Source organism: Paenibacillus sp. CB74 (assembly GCF_055687625.1).
Map to the genome: position 1 here is coordinate 2,429,613 of NZ_CM146009.1, position 24,403 is coordinate 2,454,015.

18 protein-coding genes are annotated in these 24,403 nt (G+C 45.0%); 7 read left to right on the top strand and 11 right to left on the bottom strand.

What is annotated here, in order from left to right; translation table 11 throughout:
- The first annotated feature begins 258 nt into the window (after positions 1–258).
- The 4 genes from ACX9NY_RS10650 (at position 259) to ACX9NY_RS10665 (ending at position 6,322) form a co-directional block, all read left to right on the top strand.
- On the top strand, positions 259–843 hold the full coding sequence (locus ACX9NY_RS10650; protein WP_339242110.1) for a P-loop nucleotide/nucleoside kinase family protein: 585 nt from the start codon (positions 259–261) through the stop codon (positions 841–843).
- Between the two features lie 333 nt (positions 844–1,176).
- Positions 1,177–3,222, top strand: coding sequence for a serine hydrolase (locus ACX9NY_RS10655; RefSeq protein ID WP_339242109.1), 2,046 nt, complete (start codon positions 1,177–1,179; stop codon positions 3,220–3,222).
- A 386-nt stretch (positions 3,223–3,608) separates the two neighbouring features.
- Positions 3,609–5,690, top strand: a complete 2,082-nt coding sequence (locus ACX9NY_RS10660; protein WP_472478558.1) for a sensor histidine kinase — start codon at positions 3,609–3,611, stop codon at positions 5,688–5,690.
- Positions 5,687–6,322 (top strand): response regulator, encoded by a 636-nt coding sequence (locus tag ACX9NY_RS10665; protein ID WP_472478559.1) that lies wholly within the window; start codon positions 5,687–5,689, stop codon positions 6,320–6,322. Before ACX9NY_RS10660 ends, ACX9NY_RS10665 begins: the two co-directional genes overlap by 4 nt.
- A gap of 133 nt (positions 6,323–6,455) precedes the next feature.
- Here the strand turns inward: ACX9NY_RS10665 and ACX9NY_RS10670 are convergent, their stop codons facing one another.
- The 11 genes from ACX9NY_RS10670 to ACX9NY_RS10720 form a co-directional block, all read right to left on the bottom strand.
- Positions 6,456–7,421: a sugar phosphate isomerase/epimerase family protein gene (locus ACX9NY_RS10670; RefSeq protein ID WP_472478560.1), complete on the bottom strand. Its 966-nt coding sequence runs from the start codon at positions 7,419–7,421 to the stop codon at positions 6,456–6,458.
- A 55-nt stretch (positions 7,422–7,476) separates the two neighbouring features.
- The gene (locus ACX9NY_RS10675; protein ID WP_472478561.1) at positions 7,477–9,195 is read right to left on the bottom strand and encodes a hypothetical protein; all 1,719 of its coding nucleotides are present in this window, start codon (positions 9,193–9,195) and stop codon (positions 7,477–7,479) included.
- Between the two features lie 21 nt (positions 9,196–9,216).
- Entirely contained in the window at positions 9,217–10,089 is an 873-nt protein-coding gene (locus ACX9NY_RS10680; protein WP_339242100.1) for a carbohydrate ABC transporter permease, read from the bottom strand.
- 39 nt (positions 10,090–10,128) lie between these two features.
- Positions 10,129–11,031 (bottom strand): ABC transporter permease, encoded by a 903-nt coding sequence (locus ACX9NY_RS10685; protein ID WP_339242099.1) that lies wholly within the window; start codon positions 11,029–11,031, stop codon positions 10,129–10,131.
- 111 nt (positions 11,032–11,142) lie between these two features.
- Positions 11,143–12,744, bottom strand: a complete 1,602-nt coding sequence (locus tag ACX9NY_RS10690; RefSeq protein ID WP_339242098.1) for an extracellular solute-binding protein — start codon at positions 12,742–12,744, stop codon at positions 11,143–11,145.
- Positions 12,745–13,139: 395 nt separating this feature from the next.
- A complete protein-coding gene (locus tag ACX9NY_RS10695) occupies positions 13,140–13,511 on the bottom strand; it encodes a hypothetical protein (protein WP_472478562.1) in 372 nt (123 codons plus the stop codon).
- A gap of 236 nt (positions 13,512–13,747) precedes the next feature.
- Complete coding sequence (locus ACX9NY_RS10700; RefSeq protein WP_339242096.1) at positions 13,748–15,991, bottom strand: helix-turn-helix domain-containing protein; 2,244 nt, start codon at positions 15,989–15,991, stop codon at positions 13,748–13,750.
- Between the two features lie 21 nt (positions 15,992–16,012).
- Entirely contained in the window at positions 16,013–17,236 is a 1,224-nt protein-coding gene (locus ACX9NY_RS10705) for an MFS transporter (RefSeq protein ID WP_339242094.1), read from the bottom strand.
- Positions 17,237–17,278: 42 nt separating this feature from the next.
- A complete protein-coding gene (locus tag ACX9NY_RS10710) occupies positions 17,279–18,337 on the bottom strand; it encodes an ROK family protein (RefSeq protein ID WP_339260761.1) in 1,059 nt (352 codons plus the stop codon).
- A gap of 36 nt (positions 18,338–18,373) precedes the next feature.
- On the bottom strand, positions 18,374–19,600 hold the full coding sequence (locus ACX9NY_RS10715) for an ROK family transcriptional regulator (RefSeq protein WP_339242092.1): 1,227 nt from the start codon (positions 19,598–19,600) through the stop codon (positions 18,374–18,376).
- Between the two features lie 545 nt (positions 19,601–20,145).
- On the bottom strand, positions 20,146–20,985 hold the full coding sequence (locus ACX9NY_RS10720; protein WP_339242091.1) for a YitT family protein: 840 nt from the start codon (positions 20,983–20,985) through the stop codon (positions 20,146–20,148).
- Positions 20,986–21,360: 375 nt separating this feature from the next.
- Here ACX9NY_RS10720 and desA point away from each other — a divergent pair, with 375 nt between their 5' ends.
- The 3 genes from desA to ACX9NY_RS10735 all read left to right on the top strand — a co-directional run bounded on the left by desA (position 21,361) and on the right by ACX9NY_RS10735 (position 24,251).
- Complete coding sequence (gene desA / locus ACX9NY_RS10725) at positions 21,361–22,419, top strand: Delta(5) desaturase DesA (RefSeq protein WP_339242089.1); 1,059 nt, start codon at positions 21,361–21,363, stop codon at positions 22,417–22,419.
- Positions 22,420–22,506: 87 nt separating this feature from the next.
- On the top strand, positions 22,507–23,655 hold the full coding sequence (locus ACX9NY_RS10730; RefSeq protein WP_339243042.1) for a sensor histidine kinase: 1,149 nt from the start codon (positions 22,507–22,509) through the stop codon (positions 23,653–23,655).
- On the top strand, positions 23,652–24,251 hold the full coding sequence (locus tag ACX9NY_RS10735) for a response regulator transcription factor (protein ID WP_307537205.1): 600 nt from the start codon (positions 23,652–23,654) through the stop codon (positions 24,249–24,251). The genes ACX9NY_RS10730 and ACX9NY_RS10735 overlap by 4 nt, the downstream gene beginning before the upstream one ends.
- The last annotated feature ends 152 nt before the right edge of the window (positions 24,252–24,403 follow it).

A 24,403-nucleotide genomic window follows, 5' to 3' on the forward strand; every position in this document is an offset into this window, starting at 1 on the left:
ACTCCTTCCTTATCAATTCATTTTGGATTTCGAAAAAATTCACTTTTAAATCTCTTCTGATCATATACATCGGAAACCTATGCATAGAACAACTAGGTATGATATTACCTTATCCTTCCTTTTCTGTCTAGCTATCAACCTTCTTTATTTATGTTAAAATAAACAAGTCCTTTCTTTCACGTACTCTAGAATCTATCTATTCGTATAACTCAATTACATATCTTATTTTTTGAATCTAGTTAAGGAGGCATTACATTCATGAGCAAACTAATCTTCTTTCTCGGCGGGGCCGGAAGTGGCAAGACCACCCTTGCCAAAGCCCTTTCCCGTAAACATAAAGCGGCTTTCTTCGATATGGATATCCTGCTTCGTCCCGCGGCTGAGGCAATTATGACCCTTCAGGGACTCGATCCATCCGACCGGGATTCGCCTGAATACAAGCGGCTGTGCCGTGATCTTGGGTACCGCATTACGATGGACGCAGCTCTGGATAACGTTCAGTTGGGTATCGACACGATCGTTGTCGGGCCATTTACCAAAGAAATCGGAACCCCGGATTGGATTGCTCAGGAACTTGCAAGAATTGAGCGTTCTCTGGAAGACACGGATGTGCGGGTGGCTTATATTTATCTGGAGAATGAATCGTTGTATCACGAGCGGATTACAGCGAGACAATCTCCATTGGATGACTGGAAACTTGATAACTGGGATACCTTCACAGCTTCTCTAGTCCGTAAAGAAGTAGCATGGCCCCTCCCTGCTTCATCCGTCGCTTATATCGACAACTCCAGTGATGATCCTGCGATTGCCTATACCGAACTTGAACGACGGATGTACGAGTAGCTTATAAAATCTACATCCGAATTCCTTTGCACCATGTAGCTTCACCCGGAAAATAAAAGAAGAAACAAAAAGAGGTATTTGTCGAGACCCCCGTTGGGTCCATCATGACAGATACCTCTTTTTCATATATTCCAGATCATCTTTTCATATGTTCAAGATCATTCGCAACTCACTATTCACCCTCTGCGATTGCGGGATCACGCAAAAAGGTTTGCGGTACTCCTGCCCATAATAAGTGCGTACTACGGAATCGCCATTACATTCGAACTGATAGATTATAGAAGTTACTCAGTTGTAAGACTGCGTAAAGATCACAACACAAAGGAGAATTTCATGAAATCTCACGTAGCAACATGTCCAACTCAACAACAATATCAACAACAGAGCTACAAATCGAATGACAAGTGGAAGCGCGCTGTAGTCTACATCATGCTCGTTGCATCCCTGAGCTTTACCACAATGACCAGCGTATCGGCAGAGAGCAGCACACCTCATCCGCAGATAAGCGTTCAGGAAACGGAATCGTTCATCAATCAATTCTTCGCCCAGCCTGAAATGAAGTCTGCTCTGAAAGGTGCGGTAGTCACCGTTGTTCAAGATGAACAGATCGTACTTAATAAAGGATATGGTTATGCCAATGTGGAAAAAGAGATTCCTGTCGATGCCGACTCCACCCTGTTTCGTGTAGCCTCGATCTCGAAAACCCTGACAGCAACGGCCATTATGCAATTGGCTGAGCAAGGACCAGTCAAGCTTAATCAGGATATCAGCACATACACAGATGGTTTGGACCTGACCAACCATACCGGAACAGCATTAACATTGGAACATCTGATGACCCACACCAGCGGATTTGATTTCACAGATGCAGCAGCTACAGACAGAGAGCTGGGAAGTTCTTATCCGCTTGAGCAATTCATCAAAGAACACCAACCGTCCGTTGTCCGCACGCCAGGAGAAGTTTTCCGTTACGACAACTACGGCTATGCACTCTTGGGCTACATTGTTCAGAAACAGTCCAAACTTCCGTTTGAGACTTATGTACAACAGCATATTTTCCAGCCACTCAGTATGTCGGATAGCCATTTTACACTAAGCAAAGACTCGCTCAGTAAACTCGCGACTCCTTATGGCGCTAAAGGAGAGGAACTTTCGCAGTATCCCAATGTACCCGACAGTTCACCTGAAGGCGGATTAATAACAACCGGACGGGATATGGCTCATTTTATGCTCGCCCAACTCAATCAAGGTTCCTACCAAGGCGAACGTATACTCGATCCTTCTTCCGTCCAGGACATGCAAACGTTGGATGTCTCCATACACCCTGATATCCCCGGTACAGGATATGGATTCGAATCCACCTATTCGCAGTATAATCATGGACGGAAAGTCGTGAGTAAAGCAGGCGATCTAGCGGGCTTCCACTCCAATATGTGGCTGTTGCCTAACGAGAAGACTGGACTATTTATCGTCTCCAACAGTGATGGACCTGATCTGCGAGAAACGCTTTTCCACGCATTTATGGATCATTTTTATCCAAACAACGAGACACATTATGCCGATTATAGCGTACCCGAGTCTTTACTCCTTACCTACGAGGGACTGTATCGGGATATCCGCTTGCCCGCATGGTTGTATGATATTTCAGCAACAGAGACAGGGCTCCAGGTTGTTGATGCTTATGGCACGCACACCTTAACCCCCGTTAAGGACATGCTGTTCATGGATGAGGACGGTAAGCTCGCTGGTTTCAAAAAAAATCAGTCAGGTGAAATCACTTATTTCTATTACAACAAGTCAGACAGCTGGTCCGAAAAATTGCCTGAAGCCAATCCTTATGAAGATGTGCCAGAAAACCATCCTTATGCTCCGTACATCTATCGCTTAACACAGATTGGCCTGTATCCACAGGATCAATCCCGATTTGAACCAGAGAAGCCTGTAAGTCGTGGAGAGTTTGTAACACAGGTCGTAGGCATAAGCGGGATGTCGATTTCGACTCAATCACCAAAATTTAAAGACGCCCAATCAAGTCCCTATGCCGCCTACATTCAAACCGCCCTTGAACTGGGTATTGTGCAAGGAAATACCCGTGGATTGTTCCATCCTGACCAAGCTATCACAAGGCAAGAGGCCGCGGTGATTATTTCGAGAACGGCTCAACAACTACTTGGTGCACCTGCCGTAACTGCCAATCTTGCCGGTTCACAGGATCGTTGGGCTAAAGAAGGTGTTCAATTTGTAGTCGCTTTAGGTCTCTACGGTCCGGAAGTATCCATATCCAGCAGCGGTGCTGTGGATTATAGATCGAAGCAGCCTATGCTCAGACAGGAATCATCAGTTTTGATGTACAAAATGTTAGGCACTCTGCTACATTAACATAGAGTGATGCACGGCAAGCCATGACATTGCTTCATGGCTTGCTTTTTTACATCATATACCAATGATACACATCATAAGAACGGATGATTACTCGCATGGGATTAAGAAATTCATTGCATAGAGTCACCACATATAAATTTGGTTCTGTTTGGTTTGTCACGATGTTGTGCTTTATACTGACAGCCACGTATATCCATATCTCTTCATTTTTAAATCCTTATATCGGTCTTTCGTTAACACCAAATGCCTCTAATTCCTGGGCAGTACATGATGTAGATCCGCAAGGTTTAGCATATACATCCGGGATTAGATCGAGTGACACTGTTATCTCGTTGGAATCCAAAGGAGAAGTCCGATTACTCCATCAAAAAGGTGAATTCTTAGTGACTGAAGCCTACACCATTGGTATTGAGAATTCTCGCGGTCAGGCAGTCGAACATACAATGAAGCCTGGATTACGTGAATGGTTCAACATCGGCTTCTCATCCACTGTAGAATTATTGCTGTTGTTGACCGGAAGCTACGCTTTGTTTAACCAACCCGGTTCACGAGTGATGCGTCTGTTCTACCTGCTTAACCTGTCCATGGCCTTATGTATACTGACGATATATACTTCCCAGTTGCCTATATCTAATTATATTCTCGCCTTTTGTGCGGCATGGTTACCTTACTGTCTAACCGCATTTTATGTGTCTTTTGTATTTCGCACCCGTCTGCATCGTTTCCGGTGGTTATTAATCATCAGCAGAGGAATTGCGATTGCTTATTCTACATGCCTAGTATTTCTATACATCAAGCAGTGGATGATGACCGATGTTCAGTTCAATCCAGGCATTAGCATCGTTAGCACCCCTGTTGCACCGTCTGGTCCAACCAATCTGCTTAACTTTATTCTTTGCGGAACCCTTCTGATCTTAATCTGGATGACATGGGTTAATCGTAAAAGCTACAATCGCAAGGAACAGAACCAGCTATTGCTCATGTTAACGGGAATTATTATTAGTTTGATTCCCTTTATCATCTGCTTTGCCATTCCAACCCTGCTTCAAGGTGAACCTTTACTTCCTGTAGAGTACACATTAATTGGATTCCTGCCTTTATCATGGATGTTCACTTATGTACTTGTACAACGGAGTATGCTTGATTTCAAACTGGTTATGCCAAGATTGATGATTCATGGACTATATATGCTGATCGTATTTTTACTATTTCTGACTGCTTCTCACCTGGAAACATTAATTCATATCAGCTGGCTGTTCGTCTCGTTTATGCTGATCACTTGGGTGTATCAGTACACGCTCACCCGCTCACGTAAGAAAAACAAACTCAATAAGGACTGGCTGGAACACCAGCAACTGCGATTGACTGTGCGAATGGCTGAGCAGCAAAACATGCGAGACATGATCCACGTGTTTGCCGAGATGTTCCACAAGATGCTGGATATTGAAGGCGTAATTGTGATATGGATTGATGATAAGCACAGATATTCTCAGGAAGGTACAGGGGTTTTTGCTTCCATACAGAATATCGATAACGAGGCATTGGATATTGAAGTGTTACGACAGAAGTATGATTTGGCACAGATTTGGGAGCTGTCAGGTGAACCAGCGACGGAGATGTTAGGATTTCTGGGCATTGGTCACAAAGAAAATCGAACCCTTTTCTCAGCAGAAGAGCAGGATATCATTGATAAAGGCAGACTGGAAGCGATTCGGATGCTCGTCAATGGCAGACTCTTATCCGATCTGCAGAAGCGATATGAACACCATGTAGATCAGACAGCTCTTCATGAACACCAGATAAGCCGTCATCGGAAGTTCAATCATATTATGATGGAAGCACAGCAGGCAGAGCGTATGAAAACCTCTTATTTCCTTCATGATCAACTGCTTCAAAACCTAATCTTCCTGTCTCGTGATCTGGAGGAATTTCATAATACCGGAGAAACCAATGCTGATCAAACGGCTGTTTGGCTGGAGTGCCTATATGCTTCACAGAAAGATATTCGCCAACTGTGTGATGATCTCTACCCTCATATTATGGATCGGAGCGAACTGGAAGAAGCGTTGCAATGGCTCATCCGTACACTTCAAATGCAAAGTGGCATCAGGATGGAGCTGAGTTACAACGCCCTCGCTGAAGAGTTGAAGCAAGAACCTCTGAAGTCCACCGTCTTTCGGACGATCCGTGAACTTATTATGAATGTGATGAAGCACGCACAGGCATCGTTTTGCTCCATTCAGGTACATACGAAGGATCATGATTTGATTCTACAAGTAAAGGATGACGGCTTGGGATTTAATGTTCATACCACATTCGACACTGAAACTGGGCACTTCGGTTTGATCTCCATACAAAGCAGCATTCAGCACCTCGGTGGTGAATTCACTATACATTCCATCCTTGGCAAAGGAACCTCAATCAACATTCGTTTGCCTTTAACCAAAGGAGCTATTGAACAATGAGCGAACCTATTACAGTCGTCCTGCTTGATGATCACCCCCTGGTCATGGAAGGTCTCAACAACCGCTTAACCCGCGAACCAGGCATAAAGGTACTGAAGACTTTCAGCGATCCTTTGCTTTTCTTATCCGAAGTAGAGACGTTGCGACCAGATGTTGTCGTCATGGATATCCGCATGCCCCAGCTTGATGGTTTTGAGGTTGTGAGAAGATTGAAAGATCAATACGGGTTATCCGTCAAAATTATATTGCTTTCCGGGTACAACTATCACGAATTCCAGTTGAAAGCTTATGATCTGGGCGTACATGCCTACTTGTCGAAACAAGCAACGTATGGACAGATTATCAACGCCATTCACCAAAGTATGTTGGGTCATGTGCTTGTTCCAGAGACCATGTTATCCTCTAATCTGGAGGAATCACTCACTGCAACAGAACGCGAAGTGCTTAACCGTATTGCACTGGAGATGACCAATAATGAAATTGCACAAGATATGGCGATCAGCCAACGTACAGTGGAGTATCATATCACCTCTATTACACAGAAATTTGGTGTTAAATCCAGAATCGGGGCAGTTGTCAAAGGCTATCAGGGAGGTATTCTCGGTGACGTAACACTCCCTGAGAAACGCTAAAACATTCACCACTTTAAAAGAACAACAAAAGAGCGGCAGAACACCCCTGTAATGCAACCTGAGGTTGGTTCTTAACCGCTCTATTTGTTAATTACTTTCCTATAAGGGCATTCATGCTTGATGCGTGTGCTCCCTATCCTCGCTGACGCGCCGCATGACGTTCAGCAATGCGAGACGTAATCATCGCATGACTTTCATCAATTTCTTCCGGTGTACAAGCGGCTTTTAACTCATATACTTTCACCGGTGAACGATCAATAATATCCAAAAATGAATCAAAAAAGGTCATGTCTTTACTATGAATGTATGGACACCAATGATCTGCCAACCCTACGGTTTCATGAATATGCACGCCAACCACGTGATTAATCAACGCGTTAGCCTCACGTACATTATCGTACAGCCCCATTCGATCCATCATCATGCCGTGACCAATATCGTACCAGAGACCAAGCGGCGCGCCTTTCATGCGTCCAATAATCGTTCCCGCTTCATGCAAAGTCGGCATCTGATAACAGCGTGAACGGGTCTCAATACCAAAATTCACTCCATATCCCCGCTGCTCCGACAAGTCACATACCTCTTCCAGACTCTCCTGAATCCGGCTCAGGTAATGTGCGCTGCCATCTTCCCGTTTCTCCAGCATCTCTTGCCATAAAGATTGATACGCCGGTGAGTCCGGCCCCTGATCGTGGTATATCTTTTTCAACGCTTCATCTATATTGTATTCAAACGGCACCTCACCCGGATGCACAACAACAGCCTTGGCGCCATAACGATGTGCGTACTCGGCAGAGCGAAGTAACAGTTCAATCGCTCGTTTGCGGCGCGGCTCGTCATCGAATCCGAGCAGGACGGAATCCGTCCCATAATCTGGATCAGCCACATGCGGAAATGTGTTATGCACACTGGATACACCGATTTCTCCTCGTTCAATCATCGGCTCTATCGTCTTCAGCATCTCTTCCGTGACGTTGTAGTTCAGTTCAACGTGTCTGAATCCAAGAGATTTGATCTCTTCAATCATGCCTTGTCCGGTCGTATGACGTTTGATGTTCCAACATGTTGAAAACGAATATTCCTGCTTGTCCGTGTACATGATTATTCCTCCTGCCTCTCATTCTATCGCCTATTCATATTCCATTGATCTCTATCTATTCATTCCTCTGTCCATTGTCTTCACGGAGGGTCAATTCAAATCTCATCTTGTTCGCAGTCCTTCCAGGTACATATCGATAGATGATCTCCGCGTGATTCGAGTACATTAATACGGATGGTTCAGGCGCCTCAGTCTTCACGGTACACGTAAGTCCAGGGAACTGCCATAACGCTGGCGTAATATCCTCCTTACGAAGGGAAGGCCCTCTGATTTCAAAATAAACGTCGATTTCTTCCTCTGTATCCAAAACGACATCAATGGTTAACGAATCTGGCGTGAGATCCGCATCAAACGTCACTCCGCGCAGATGACTGTTCCACCCCTCGCCTACCTCACGGCGGATCAAGCGGAGATAATAACGCTCCCCCGTCTCCGTCTGCCAGTGAATTGTGGCGGGATGCATCTGGCCGTTGGTATTCACACTTCCCGACATGGCTCCGATCATCCGGTCCTCACCAATCCATGCTTTGGCCGTACATAGATTCCGATTGGACGTTGGATCATTGCGCTCACACAGTTCCATGAACTGTTTCTGCACAAGCCGATCCGCTTGATGAGCCTTGAAATAAGGCACGGCTTCCGCGGGCACATCCACCCCAAGGAGCGCAATCAGTGGATCATGACCTGACTCACAGTTGATTCCTGCCAGATATTCATAGCCTTCACCGAGCAAAAGATAGATAAATACACCGATAGAACTATGCTCTCGCATCTCCATGTCGTACGCCCGAGAGAATGGGCCGGAGAGATTCTCCAGGTTCGCATTGTAATATAGCGCAATGTTATTCCACAGCCCGTGTTCAATCCGGTGTCCAATTTCAACTAAACGTTGAGTGAGTCCATACTTTCGATACATGCCAAGCACGGAGAGATCCACCCCGTAATACGTTGTTGTATTGAATTCAGCGAATGTACCGTCGAACTGCTCAAACTCCTTCATGAATCCCTCTGCCTGTTCATCCGAATGCTGAATCCATTCTGTTCGGTTCAAGCGATGGCCGTAGTAGTGGGTGATGAAAATATGCATTAACTCAATATTGGTGTTCATGGGGATTACGTCGGATAACCTTCGTTCTATGGACCCTTGAACAGCCAATGCCATGGCATGGTCCATCCGTTTCATGAGTGTATCTGGCATAAGTTCAGAGAATTCGGCAGTTACGACCACACAGACACAAGCGATAAACTCGCGCCAGTTGGGATCATAACTGATCCAGACCGGTGGCAGTACCTGATTCACTGCCGAATGAAACAGACGTTTCAGTTGTTTGGGATCTGCCGTCTCTGTGAGTAGAGAGCCATCTTCCCGTAGTTTATGGATAAACTGCGCAGACACCTTCTCAAAGGTGCGTTCCAGGAAATAGGCTGTGCCTGGCGCAAAAGATTTCCAAGCATAGTGACCCGCTGGTGGATGCACATCATTAGGTCGGGTCGCGAAGGTTCCGTGATAGATCTCATCCGGAGCGTCATATTGAACATCGAGCACCTTGTGGAACACTCGTATCGCGCGTTCCACATCACCAGGTTCATTTCTAATCAACAACCCCAGCGCATAATGTGCACTGGCTCGTGTGCTGTGCTGCGATGAATCCTCTTCTTCGAAACTGCGAAGCAGATCCAATTCCTTGTCATAGAAGCTATCCATCATCAACATGGACTGATTCACTAGATACTGCTGTTCTTTTGACATCTTCTCTACCATTCGTTGTGTCATGTCATGGACCTCCCGAGACTATTAACCTTTTACAGCACCTACCATTACGCCACTGATAAAGTACCGCTGCAACCATGGATACACCAGCAGGATCGGTAATGTTGAGAATATAACGCTGGCTGCTTTCAGACTCTCAGGCAAGACCTGAACGGCACCAATGCCTTCGTTCTGCATCAGTTCTGTAATCTGGTTTTGCTGAATCATCTGATACAATTTCAATTGTAACGGGTATAACTCAGGCTTGGTAATATACATGAGTGCATCCTGGAAACCATTCCAGCGTCCTACCGCGTAGAATAGGCTCAGTGTTGCCATAACCGGAAGGGATAGTGGCAAGATAATGCGCATCAGTGTTCCGAAGTGGCTGCTTCCATCAATGCCCGCCGCTTCTTCCAGACTTTCGGGAATACCTCGGAAGAAGGTAATGAGAATGATCATATAGAACGGACTAATTAATCCAGGCAGAATAAGCCCCCATGTGCTGTCGAGCAGATGAAGATTTTTGATCAGAATGTACTCGGGAATAATCCCCCCACTGAAGAACATCGTCACCACAATGACAAGCATGAACCACTTGCGTCCCTTCAGGTTACTCTTCGCCAGCGGGTATGCCGCTGCAATGGTCATCGCCATGCTTAGCACCGTACTAAGGACGGTCAGCCAAATGGTATAGATGAGGGAACGAATCATCGATCCATCTGCAAACACTTTGCTATACGCTTCAAAGGACAACTCTTTGGGGAAAAAGGAAACTTCACCTGAACCGATCGCTCGGTTCGAGCTGAGCGAGATCGCAATAATATGAATGAATGGTGCAAGACACAGCACCATCGTAATGATAATAAGAATGACGTTTACCGTGTTGAATATTCGATTCGCCGTGTTTTCAGACATCCCACTCACTCCTTACAGATCATATGTGAATCAAATCCACTACATAATGCTCTCATCGGTTAATTTCTTGGACGTATAGTTTGCTCCGAGTATGAAGACAAGTCCAACTAAGGCCTGGAACAAACCTACAGCTGTTGCAAGCGTGACCTGACCAGATTGTAAACCGACACGATAGACAAACGTGCTGAGCACATCCGAGTATTCACGTACAGCCACATTTCCGATAATAAACGGTCGGTCGAAGCCGATGGAGATCATGTTGCCGACATTGATGATCAATAAGGTAACAATCGTCGTTTTGATGCCGGGCAAGGATATGTGCCAGATTCTGCGCAGCCGACTTGCTCCATCCACTTCTGCCGCTTCATACAGTTCCCGGTTAATGCCTGTCAGGGATGCCAGATACAGAATCGTTCCCCACCCTGCACTCTGCCACACGCCTACCGCAAGATACGTGAAGAGCCAATAGTTTTTGTCTGAAAGGAATGGCAATGGATCAAACCCCATGCTCATCAAGATATTGTTGATGAAACCGGACTGCGTTCCGAAAACCTGAAGCACGATCCCTCCAATAATAACCCATGAGATAAAGTGTGGAATGTAGAGCAACGTCTGTGCCATCTTTTTGAACCAAGCCTTTTTCAGCTCGAATAATAAGATGGCCAGTATAAGCGGCGCCGGGAAGGAAACCAATAAATCCAGCATGTTTAGTACCAACGTGTTGCGTAATGCCGTGTAAAACCCCTGATTTTGAAACACTTCTCTGAATGCATCCAAGCCAATCCACTCACTACCAGAGATCCCTTGGAAGAAGTTAAAATCCTTGAACGCAATCTGCACACCATACATTGGCCCATACTTGAAAATAATGAAGTAGATCATGGGCAGTAGGAGCAACGCATATAGTTGCCAGTTTCTGCGGAAATAGATGCTTGTTTTCATAAACCTTCCCCCCATGTCATTCAGGATTCTTCATCAAGGCGATGTTGCCATCGCCCTAATGAAATCCCTGTTCTTTGTTGTCGTTCACATTAGATGTGTTCTCTACTCTGCTTATTTCATCGCTTTGTAAGCTTCTGTACGTTCATCCAGGATTGCTTGACCACCGCTCGCCATGTAATCCTTCATCATGCTGTCATACGTCGCTTCAAAGTCAGCCGGTTTGGAAATGGTTGTTTTCACGAAGAACTCCATAAACTTGTCTTTCAGGCCGTTACCGTAGCGCGCTTCTGCATCAATCGGTTTGGAGAAGCGTACCGGTTGAATCGTGTCCGTGTTGGAAATGGCTACCGACTTGCGCATATCATCCCGATACTTCGATTCTACCTGTACGACATAAGCCTCTTCATTTTTCTTGTCATCCCCAACGTATTTACCATTGACGATAATGGCAATGTCACCGGAATTATAGATACGACCTGCGATTTCAGGAGAAGCATCATCTTTGATCAGTGGCACACCGTCCACAAGCTCATAGTTCTCATTTTCAACACCAAATTGCAGGTCGAACAAGTTGTTGTCTGAAGCCATCCAATCCAGGTACTTCATCGCTGCTTCCGCATTTTTGCTTGATTTTGGAATCATGACATACATCGCATTGGGAGCATATGCTGGTTTGGCGAATTTGCCTTCGGAGTTTTTGAATGCATCAATCGGTGTGATCACTGCACCTGGTTGATTGGTTTGCAGGTTTTTGTACGTACCGGAGATGTAAATCTCCCCTGCATCCTCGGTGTAAAATCCAACTTTGCCGTTGGATACATCTTCCCACAGCTTTTTCTTATCTTTGTCGAGTCCAAAGTCCTTGCTCATCAAACCTTCATTATAAAGTGTGTTCATATATTTCAAGGCGTCCTTGAAACCCGGCAACAACGTTGGATAGTCATTGGAACCCAGTTGTTGTGTTAATGTATATTTTTGTTCTTCCGTCAGCGGTTCAATGAATGACCAGATCAGAGGTTCATATTGAGCCGAAGCAATGGACATCCCCATTGGGATAAGTCCTGTGCCCACCTTACCCGGATCTTTTTCCTTAAAGGCCTTCAATGTGGTATGCAGCTCCTCAGCTGTCTCAGGTGAAGGCAATCCGAGTGCGTCCAGCCAATCCTGACGAACATAGGATGCGTATTTGCCAAGTACAAGACGTTTACCCGGAACCGCGAACTGTTGCCCATCGTATTGACCGTAGGCCAGCGTTTCATCACCCAGGAACTTCTTCAGGTTAGGGCCGCTTTGATTGAGCAGATCGGTAAGTTCAGTCAGACCTCCTTGCTCTGCATATCGGTTGAATGTTCCTGAGTCGTAGGTAAATACGATATCAGGTACTTCAGAGCCACTCGCCATCAGAACGTTAAGCTTCTGTACTTCCTCCGAGCGAGGTACCGGAACAAACTGAACATCGATGTTGTTTGGATCACCAAACTTCTCTTGAATGAAGCGAGTCAGATAACTGTCTGAAATGGTGTAGCCCGCCGGCGTATTTCCCCGGTCGAAGATTTCTACTTTCAAAGTCGTTTTTTCCCCCGAACCTGATTCTCCGGATGAAGATGCAGATTCGCTTCCTGATGAACATGCGGATAATAATAGAGTGAATGCTGTTACCACTGCGAGGATTGAACTTGCCTTGCCTGCCTTACGTCTTTGAAATAATCTCATTTGACCTTTCCCCTTTCGCACACACTCTGATATGGATTCACATGATTGCCACTCCACTTGGTTCGTGCATTTCGTTGCACCTGTGAATGTCACTAATCATTACATACGAATTCGACATTAGACAATAAACTATTTTCAAAATGCAAAAATGACGTTTTTTTAGTTAAAAACCGCGATATATAAACATATTTCCTGACAATATACAATTTTCACGCCTTATATGTAAACTATGATAACACAATATGTTGCATTTCATTGGATTCTCATACGCTATCTGGCATCGCCCAGCTTGCAATAATCCTTTTTCCAATGAATCTTTCTTCAAAAGAAAGAAAAAGAGACCACATCTTATGTGATCTCCTTGTTTAACAACACTTGTAGAACGATTGAACTCACTAATTCCTCGGCGGAAGATTAAACTTCACTTGACCAAACAACGTATCGATGGCATTTCCCGCAAATTGATCAATAACATGTTCGTTGCTCGTGTCCGTATGTTCCAATATCAATACATTATACTTCTCATCATAATGCATTCCGCCCAAAATAAATCGTACTGGAATGTTCTGAGCCGCCCCTGCCTTCGAAATGGCCTGAATAAGTTCGGATTCATGCCTTTGTTGACTTGTTGTGTAGGTACCAACAGGCAGCGTTATCGTGTATGACGAGTTATCTACATTAAATGTAAATGTGTTATTGCTTGCTGTGATGGTAACCCGTTTACTGATATCTACCGATCCCCACACTTGCTGTCCGTATTTGTACATCTATGCAACTCCTGCCCTATAAATTAATGAATTGTCATATTGCTTAGTATAGGACACTCGTAAAATTCCTTAACGCACCAGCTACACTGGCCCAAGATCGTGGTTGAGCATCCAAAAAATCTCCTGCAGAGGGCGATAAGGTACGAACCCTATTCCCTCATACAGGAGATTTCATAGATATTTCTAAGATTAATCGATTTCACCCGCTAACGTGTGTTCTAACACGACCAATATCATTATTGATCCCCTTGTTTTCCACTCTGCTTGCGGTAGTCCCCCGGTGTCACACCCATAATCCGTTTAAATACTCGGCCGAAAGAGATGGCGTTAGCATAACCTACTTGCAGCGCAATATCCTGAACTGCCATATCGGATGCAGACAACAAACGGCAGGCCTTTTCGACCCTCAGTTTCACCAGAAAATCAACAAACTTCATCTCAAACTCTTCCTTGAACAAATAACTCGCATATTTGCCCGAAATCTGGAACCGATCGCTTAGATGTTTTAGGGACAGATCCGGATCATCAAAATGTTCTTCAATATAAATCCGCAGCTCGTTAATCATTGCGCGATGACTTTTCGTTTCATTCACAGACACATAATTGCGATAGACCTCTTTCAACCATTCCTGCAAAATGTCCTGAATTCCCTCCAGTGTCTCTACCTGTTGGATATCACTGCGAAGACGTGTCAGAATTTCCTCGGCAAATTGGCTCTGTAACCGCTCAGACAGCTCTCCGAATTCACGGGACAACATCTGAATTAACGCCTGCAGTAACATGCGAATATCGTTATCCGTAATCTGATCTTCGCTGAACGCAACAAACATCTGATCCAGTTGTGTCCGCCAGCCATCACCAGTAAGCCTGAATTCACGGACAAAGTCCGCGAGCATCTGCAAGTACTTATACGATTGCAGCTCAATACGATCCGGCAGTTGCTCACTGAGAACGATCGCATCTTTACCAAGGGTAAGTCTATGCTGCAACCCCGCATCGGCACTCGCATAGGATCGAGTAATCTCCTCCCAGCCCGATACGGTTCGTCCAATCCCGAAGGTAAACCGGAGGCGGAAGTTTTCCGCAATCCACATATGCATCTGCTTAGCCAGATCCATAAGCAATTCACGGTCCAGTCCTTCCTGCTCATCCGATGCAATCACCACAATAAGCCTTCGGTTCCCAAACCATTCAGCCCAACCGCCGAATTGGGTCTCGTTCTGCACAAGTTCTTCCACCACATTCATAAGCGCAATCTTCAGAATATTCTGATTGGTCGAGAGGTCGTCACCATTCATCTCCGCAATCAGGACAGCCACACTCTTCGGTTCCATGAAACGTTCCTCTAGCGGTTGCAGATGGCGAAGTCGCTGACGGAACGAATCCATGCGTTCCCCTTCCATCAGATCAACAAGTAATTGTCTGCGATGAATCAGCAAGTTTTCATGATGCTGTTTCTCATAATCAACCGTCTGAGCAATCAGATGTTCCAGCGCACGGTCGATGAGAGCCAATTCATCCTTGACGGATGGAGCTGCTTCATCCTCCTCGGCACGTGGCTGTAACGCCTGAATTCGATTCATGATGAGCTGGATGGGCCGCGTATTTCTACGCGTAATGTAGATCAGTCCCGCCACCGCGCCAACAATCGTTAATAATCCAATGCCAATCCACACATAAGAGACAAGCGATACCCATGAATACAGTTGTCCGGATTGAATGCCGCTCTCGAAGACGAGACCAAGCTTGTCGGAAGACACATGATTAAGGATTTCACCTGCTGAAGGGTCCATTTGATGCGCTGTATAGATCAGATTGTCGCTCTTGTCCCGTACCTGAAGAACGGATAACTTTTCATTCGTCATGTTATCAATCTGCCGTTCGACTGCATACATGCGGATTGTTATGACGAGCAGACCTTCTCCGCCCCACGGTAAAGGAAGCCACTTATTCATGCTAATCACCTGTGAAGGTACGTCAAAAGAACGTTCCTTGTATTCACGTGGCAGGTTCCAACCGAGGTTCTCCCGATCTTTCAAAGCTTGTTCAATATAGGCACGATCTTCGAAATCTTCCAAGCGCATCATGCCTCTCGGCGTAAGGATCTGGGAATCTGACATGCGATAGAGATAAATGGATTGAATCATATCCTGCTGATCCAACATACGTCCCAGTCCACTTGCCGCATCATAGATGAACTGACTCGACAATTGTCCCTGTCCGGCCTCCAAAAAACGACTGTATGTCTTGTTCGCACCAATGTCTTCAAGCAACCGGAGTTCGATATCGCTTAGCGAGCGTTCCAGTGTATCCACGATATAACGGGTGGAGATCATGTCTGCTTTTTGCGTTTCGTTACGTGAGAGTTCGTTGACAATCAGGAAGGAGAGAAAGATCAGAATGGAAATCGTAAGCAGAAAAATAGGAAAATAGGAATACAGCAACTTGGTGTGCCAATTCCGCTTCAGATTTACTCTCATAGGCTCCAACTCCTTCCATCGCTATTCTAATGAGTATGATCTTCTTTCATCTTTGGCCTGCCTGCTGACGATATACAGAATCACCGATCCTAATGCTGCACTAATCGTACAAGCCAGATACATCAGTGATGGACCGCCGGAATCGAGCAAATATCCATTAAGCATATTACCAACAATTCCGCCCAGGCCGGCAAACACCATGTTAAATAAACTTTGTCCCGTGGCCTGCATTTCCCGTCCCGTAACCGAAGCCACATATTCCACTGCTGCGATATAGAAGAATCCGAAGGACAACCCATGCAGTACCTGAACGCCAATCATTACCTCAGGCGTTGGCCATAGCCATTGTATTCCCCAACGTAACATATACGCACCGGCTGCAAGCAACATCGTGCGTTCATGCCCCCATTTTCGGAGTACGAATGCCGCTGCCAACATGGATGGAACATTGGTGATTGATGCAAGCAATAGCGCTGTACCTGTCATCTTCACAGAACCGCCAGCCATCTGAAATGAAATAACAAAAAAGGAGTTAAACGCAGTGAGCGTTTGGTTAACCAGGAAACAACCTGTTAGAAATAGAAGGAATGTCCGGTTTCGGAGCAATCTTGCCAAACCTACGGAGAAGGTTACCGAGGACGAGGATATGCTCGTCTGCCGGGGGAGTGTGCTTGCCAGTATGGCGCTTAGAACGTTAAACATCAGAAACGGCAGCCATAACATGTGAATGGAAAACTGAGAGAGATACATCCCTGCTGCAAATCCTCCAACTCCGGTTCCTATGCTCCCGAAGAGTCGGATCATGCCATATGAGGTGTTGGCTGCTCTCGCGGCGGTAACCGCATAGGAGTCAGCCACAGGTATTTGTGTCACTTGGAATATAGTGCATAAAGTATAAATCAATATTAATATAATGTACACTTGAATATTGTAGAAGTACGCTAACGATGCAGGAACGAGCAGGCTAATTATCAGTACAAACCGTGTCTTTTTGAATTTATCTACCAGAATTCCCCATATAGGTTGAAGAATAATAGATACAAGTGTGCCAAACGCCATGATAAATCCGGTTTCTTTACTGGAAAAACCTTGTGCAACCAAAATGGGATTGATGTACGGGTTAAACATCCCCCCGGCAAGTCCCATAAACAGATACAGGCCCTGTAATTTGAGCAAAACACGTCTTGCATCAGTAGAATCGGCTTTTATTTTCTCTGTGTAAGCCTTCATATGTCTATTTCTCATCCGGATCTCCATCCTTTAATTCTATAGTAGCTTCACCTATCTCTAATGGTATGTCCGTGCCAGACTCGACCTGATTACAGCCAATGCCCCGATTGCTCCTGCTCTATTACCAAGTTCAGCTACAGCTAAACGTGCAGGCAGAACGGTATAACGCTCGAGACGTGTACGCACTTCATTTAGATAATAGGATGGGTTGGATGCTGCCACACCTCCACCGATTACAATCATGGAAGGATTAAGTAAAGCCGTAATATTCGCCAGACCTCTAGCCATATAACGCATAGGCAGTTCAAGAATCTCAAGTGCAGCAACATCATCTGATTCGGCTGCCTTGAATACATGTCTGGCTTCAATCTGCTGCACTTCACCTCCTGCCAGACTCATGACCAGAGATAAGGCACTTCCCTTACCCTCTTTAAAATAACGTCTTGCTTGTTCAGTAATTCCCGTACCTGAAGTCGCTTGCTCAAATACACCAAAGGAATCCGCATCCGCAACATAACCCGTATGAAGTCCTTCATCTCCTGCAATGAAATGCCCAATCTCACCTGCTGCTCCATTTTGTCCGCTGTAGAGTTGCCCATTCAGGATAAGAGCAGCTCCAATACCTGTTCCAACCGTGACCATTACACAATGTTGATGTCCCTGTGCTGCCCCTTGATCATATTCTCCCATTGCAGCCATATTCACATCATTATCCAACATGATGTTTCCGCTGTAATACTTCGCAATCACAGGGCGAATATCTTGCTCAGGCCACTGAAAAGCCGGAGCACTTCGCAGTACTCCCTCATCTTGCAGAATGACACCAGGGAATCCCAAGCCTGCACCAGAAAGTTGATCCAGACGGCATCCAACCTCGCGGCAGAAGGTGTCCAGTTCAGCGAATAACCATCGGAAGAACTCATCCGGCTGATCACTGACACGCGTAGGCAAGATACGTTCATGAACTTTGCTTCCAGCCTGTCGTGATGACAAAAGCATCAATGTTTTGGTGCCTCCAATATCAATACCTGCAATCCAACCGGATAGATCACCTCCAACCGTACCATCCTGATTAGACGAATAATCATTACTTACGTTTTTCAAGAATTCTGTCATCCCGTTTCCCTCCTCAGATATTGTGTATCCAATCTTTTATTCCAACGCTTCCTGCTGAAGGTTCAGCATCGTTTGTTTTATGGCCACCTGCACTGCGCCAGTGACAACAGCCTGCTCACCAAGCTTGGAGCAGATTAGCTGTGGTTGCACCGGGAATTGCTCAGATATGACCTGTCTCAGTAAAGGCAATAATACATCGCCATTTCCTCCTACGCCCCCGCCAAGCACAATAAGATCTGGAGCAAGCACAACGCTAATATGACGCAGAGCTGAAGCAATCATCTGGCTGTATTGTTGTAAAATATCCAAGGCATCTATTTCTCCATTGCGTGCGGCTTCAAATAACTTCTCGGGAGTCAAGTGTCTGTGAAGATCATCTGCAACTGCAACTACATTTACATCCGCACCCGAATCAGCAACTTGCAATAGTTCATCATGCGGATTAAGGTGACGTTTCGCCAACTGCATCAGACCATCGGCTGACAGCACTTCCTCCAGACGACGGCCATCCTCCATCAACATCTCTGCGATCTCTCCGGTTAACCCACCAAGACCTCGTAGCAGTTGGCCATGTACCATAATGCCAGCGCCCGTCCCTGTACCGATGGAGAAAAAAACAAACAAGTTACAACCTGCTGCTGCACCACTTCGATACTCCCCAAGCGCCGCAAGATTCACATCATTTTCCAGAATCACTTCACAGGGAAAAGCGCCTGACAACGACTCTAGAGAGAATGCTTGTTCCAGACCAACTAACGGGTCCACAATACGATGGATACGTCCCGAATCAGGCAAGACTACGCCCGGTATACCGAACCCGATGCACTGAATCTGATCCCAGTTCAGATGATTCTCATCAAGCAATTCATTCAGATGGCCTCGAAGAAGCTCCAGCATCGTCGCTTCCGCTCGCTCCTGACCTTCTTGGACAACCATGGGATGTGTTCGATAGGCAATGATTTCTCCAGTCAGATCGGATAATGCGATCCGAATACGTGTTGCGCCGATATCTATACCACAGACATAATAAGCCGTTTCATTGAAACGGATGAGGGTTGCTTTGCGACCCTGAGCATTGTCAGCTCTCCCCATTTCCTTCACCAGATTACGGTCAATCAGATGTTCTACAGCCAACGACACCGTTGGTTTACTAAGTCCGGTCTGACGGCTGATATCCGCTCTAGACATGGTTCCCTGAGTTATCAGGGCATCCATAATGAGGTTTTCATTCAGATTACGGATATATTGCGGTGTGCCAGCCATGCAATCGCCTCCTTTAATAGTTAGTTAAGTTTATTAACAAATTAATTAAATTTAATATATCATCGTGATTGATAGGTGTACAGCTTTTTGTCATTGTATTCTTTTAATAGAAAGAACCACGCCTTCACTAGTAACACAAAAGCCTAATAAAGGAATTATTATACAATAATAGACGTTTATACATTACCGATACATTGCCCTGTTCATACAATACCTTATCACAATCAGGGAGGGTTCAATATGTACAGAAAGCATAAAGGATGTCACCCAAAACCAAAGTGTTTTTACAAAAAAATTACGAAAACTTGTGTTACTAAAATTAAATATGTCCCTACAAAATGTAAAAAACACTGTCATGTCACTGTTGAATACTGTGGAGTCAAAAAAAGAAGACATTATTAATATTCTTTTGCCCTTCTCTATGAGAAGGGTTCTTTCTTTTTGAACTAGATTAATACCCGGTTCAATCCTATCAAAAAAGTTGCGGTGATATTTCACCGCAACTCCCTTCTTTCATATATACCTAATGCATATATACCTATTACTTAAGTTTTGGAAAGTTCGATAAATCCTTCCCCGAATACATCACGCACGTCATGAATGGTGATAAAAGCAATCTCATCTTCCGCTCGTACAATCTTCTTCAGCATGGAAACTTCCTGCTTGCTAATGACAATGTAGAGGATCTCTTTCTTATTTTTCGTGTAATACCCATGTCCGGATAACACGGTTACACCACGGTCCATCTTCTCAATCACTTGCTTCGCAATCTCATCCTGTTTGGAAGAGATAATCATAACCGCCTTTTTCGGATTGAGTCCTTCAATAATGAACTCCATCGTTTTGGTACCCACGAACAGCAAGACAATCGTACACATCAGACCTTGCGGCCCTATAATGAAGAAAGATGAGAATGCCACAATCAGATCAAAGAATAATAATCCATAACTGATGTTCCAATCCAAATATTTATTGGCAAGCCGTGCCAAGATAACGGTTCCGGCTGTTGTTCCCCCTACTCTAACAATCAAGCCGATCCCAAGACCGGCAAACAATCCACCAAATATCGTATTAATCCACAGCTCATGCGAGTCAATGGTCCAGCTCTCTGTCAGATGCAGGAACAATGAATTGAACACAACCGCAATAATCGTATACACCGTAGTCGTTTTATCTAGAAACCGGTATCCCACAATTAACAAAATACCGTTCAGGATCAGGTTCATCAGTCCTGGTGACCATTCAAACAGGTAATACAAAATAATCGTTATACCCGTTACCCCGCCTTCAGCCAAATCGTTCGGGATGACGAACAGGTTCACCGCCAGCGCAAACAGAAATGCACCTGCCATAATAAATAGAATATCCGTAATTCGTTTCTTCATTAAGCATTCCATCCAATCCATCAGAAATCAACCTAATCGACCCGTCTCATAAGTTGTCATAATCACTCAAAGATAGATTTTACCATGCTCACAACAAAAATTGTATACATAATACAAATTGTTGCGTGATTTGTGCAAAGGAATTTGTAAAACGTCCTCTTTTAGACTTCCGCCAAGCCTTTCAGCATCATACACCCATGACAAATGTCATGGTCCATCATTGATATTCATCATTACAGAGGGCTGACGTTTATGACTTACTGTCATGATCCGATTGTTTTACAATGATAAAAACGCTTCCTAGAGGAAAGTCTTACCGGGAAACGTCAAGTTGTAGCTGATACAGTTATAACGATTGAAGGAGGACACACGTCAATGAGTAGAAATAAAGAAATGGCGCTAAAAAAAGAAGTCACCCCTTACGAAAAAAATGATCTCAGATTAAGTATCCGACAGTTAATCAATACATTGCTTCCGCTCTTCCTGCTATGGGCTGCGGCTTACTTTAGCTTATCAGTATCCTACTGGCTGACCTTCCCGATTGCCTTGGTGGCATCCGGATTTGTACTACGGACATTCATTATCTTCCATGACTGCTGTCATGGTTCATTCTTCAAGAGCAAACGTGCCAATGATATTCTCGGTACCATTACTGGTGTATTAACAGTGACACCCTATCAGCAGTGGAAAAATGAGCACTCTATCCATCACGCGACAAGCAGTAATCTTGACAAACGCGGCGTTGGTGATATCTGGGTTATGACCGTTGACGAATACAAAGAAGCTTCTCCTTGGGGACGCCTCTTCTATCGGATTTATCGTAATCCGTTCGTATTGTTCTGTATCGGACCTATCTACGTGTTTCTGTTGGCTTACCGTTTCAACCGCAAAGGTGCAAGACGTAAAGAACGCATCAATACACATCTGACTACAGTATTAATCGTAGCCCTCTATGCATTCATGTGCTGGTTAGTCGGATGGCAGGCTTTTGTAATGGTGCAGGCACCTATATTCTTCTTCTCCGGTTTCTTTGGGATCTGGCTGTTCTACGTGCAGCATCAGTTTGAAGAGACGTATTTTGAACACGAAGATGAATGGAGTTATGTAAAAGCCGCTGTCGAAGGTAGTTCTTATTACAAATTGCCAAAATTATTGCAATGGATCAGTGGCAATATTGGGTTTCACCATGTGCATCACTTGAGCCCGCGTGTACCTAACTATTTCTTGGAAGAAGCACATAATGCAACACCACCCTTGCAAAAGGCAACTACCATTACACTGCGTTCAAGTTTGGTTGCCCTGCGCTTCCGTCTGTGGGATGAAGATTCTAAACAGTTCATTAGCTTTAGACAGCTCAAACATCTATCCCGCAAACCTTACGTTCAACCAACTATCCGTGTAACGAATCCAGCGGGTCTGACAGAGAAGCCTTAACTCTGTCGGATTCGTTTTCTTGTGTTCAAGCCATAGTCATGCTACAGTCATGCTACGGTTGAGTACAAGTGCAAGGAGGAGAATCATATTCAGAAGTGGATGCAGATTTTTTATAAAAATACAGGGTTAAATCCTTATGTATGGCTTGTCTTTTTCATCCTGCCCTTCTATTACATTTCACAATATTCCAAATTATGGACGATGGTAACCGGCATTGTAATCATTCTCGTTTTCTTCGTATGTTATCTGCTCGCCTTCATCACCAAGGGCTGGCAGGTATACATGTGGATTGGATTGCTCATTGCCATATCCATTACGATGACAATCGCCTATGATTATGCCTACTTTTCATTGTTTCTTGCTTTTTTTATTGGGAATATTAAAAATAAAGCTGGTTTCTTCACCCTCTATTCGGTAAACCTGGGAGCCAGTTTCCTAACCATTAATTATGGTTTTATCAATCAGAGTTCATTGCTCGTGAGTCAGTTCCCGTTTGTATTCATCAGTTTAATGGCCTCCATCCTGCTTCCAATCAGTACGTATAATAAAAATAAGACTGAACAATTGGAAGGCCAATTGGAGAATGCGAACAAGCGACTTGACGATCTCGTGAAAATGGAAGAACGTCAGCGTATCGCTCGTGACCTGCACGATACCCTTGGACAGAAGCTCTCTCTGATCGGTCTAAAAACCGATCTGGCGAAGCGGCTGCTCCGTAATAATCCCGATCAGGCCGAGATTGAATTGAACGACCTCAGGCAAACGGCAAGTACAGCTTTGAAGGAAGTCCGGGAAATGGTCACCACCATGCGTGGTACACAATTGGTTGATGAACTGTTCCGGGCGGAGCAGATTCTGAAGGCCGCTTCAATTGAATTTATACTGGATGGCAATCCGAAGCTACAAGACACGTCTCAATTGAATGAAAATGTGCTTGGCATGTGCTTGAAAGAAGCGGTCACCAACGTGGTCAAACATAGTCAGGCAACAGCATGTACCATCGTCATTGAGGAAACACCCGCCAATAATGTACTCACAGTACAAGACAACGGCGTCGGAATAGAACGATCACACAGACAAGAGCGGCGCGGAACAGGAATTTTGGGCATGAAAGAACGACTTGAATTTGTAAATGGCTGTTTGGATATTCGATCTGATGCAGACATTCAGGGTACAGAGATAATTATTCATGTTCCCAAACTCGTCCGCAAACCGATAAAGGAGGCAGAATCATGATTAGAATTGTAATCGCGGAAGATCAGCGCATGATGCTCGGTGCCTTGTCTTCCCTTCTCAATCTGGAGGAAGATATGGAAGTCGTCGGACGTGCCAGCAACGGCCAGGAAGCCCTTACCCTTGTACAGGAGCTTGCACCAGACATCTGTCTGATGGATATAGAAATGCCCGTGAAAAGCGGCCTCGAAGCCGCAGAAGAACTCAAAGGAATGAGCTGTAAGGTCATTATCCTAACCACTTTTGCCCGGACCGGATATTTCGAACGCGCCTTAAAGGGTGGTGTCCGTGGTTACCTGCTTAAGGACAGTCCAATTGAAGAACTTGCTGAGGCGATCCGCCAAGTTATGAATGGCAGACGTATCTTCGCTCCCGACTTGGTAGACGAAGCTTATGTAGAAGAAAATCCTCTGACAGAGCGCGAAAATGCCGTACTAGGCCTCATGGCCGATGGCAAAAACACCAAGGAAATCGCCGGGCATCTATTCATCACAACGGGTACGGTGCGTAACTATATTTCCATTATTCTCAACAAGTTAAATGCCAGTAACCGCATTGAGGCCATCACTCGCTCTAAGGAAAAAGGGTGGTTCAAATGAAAGTACCGCTTTAACCCATTGAAACAAAAATAAGTATGTACCCCGACTGCATAAGCCGCAATAATTTTTCACACGTTGCCATAACATGCTACAACTAAAAGAGCTTGGCCCAGAAACCAATCTGGACCAAGCTCTTTTAGTTTATTACAACC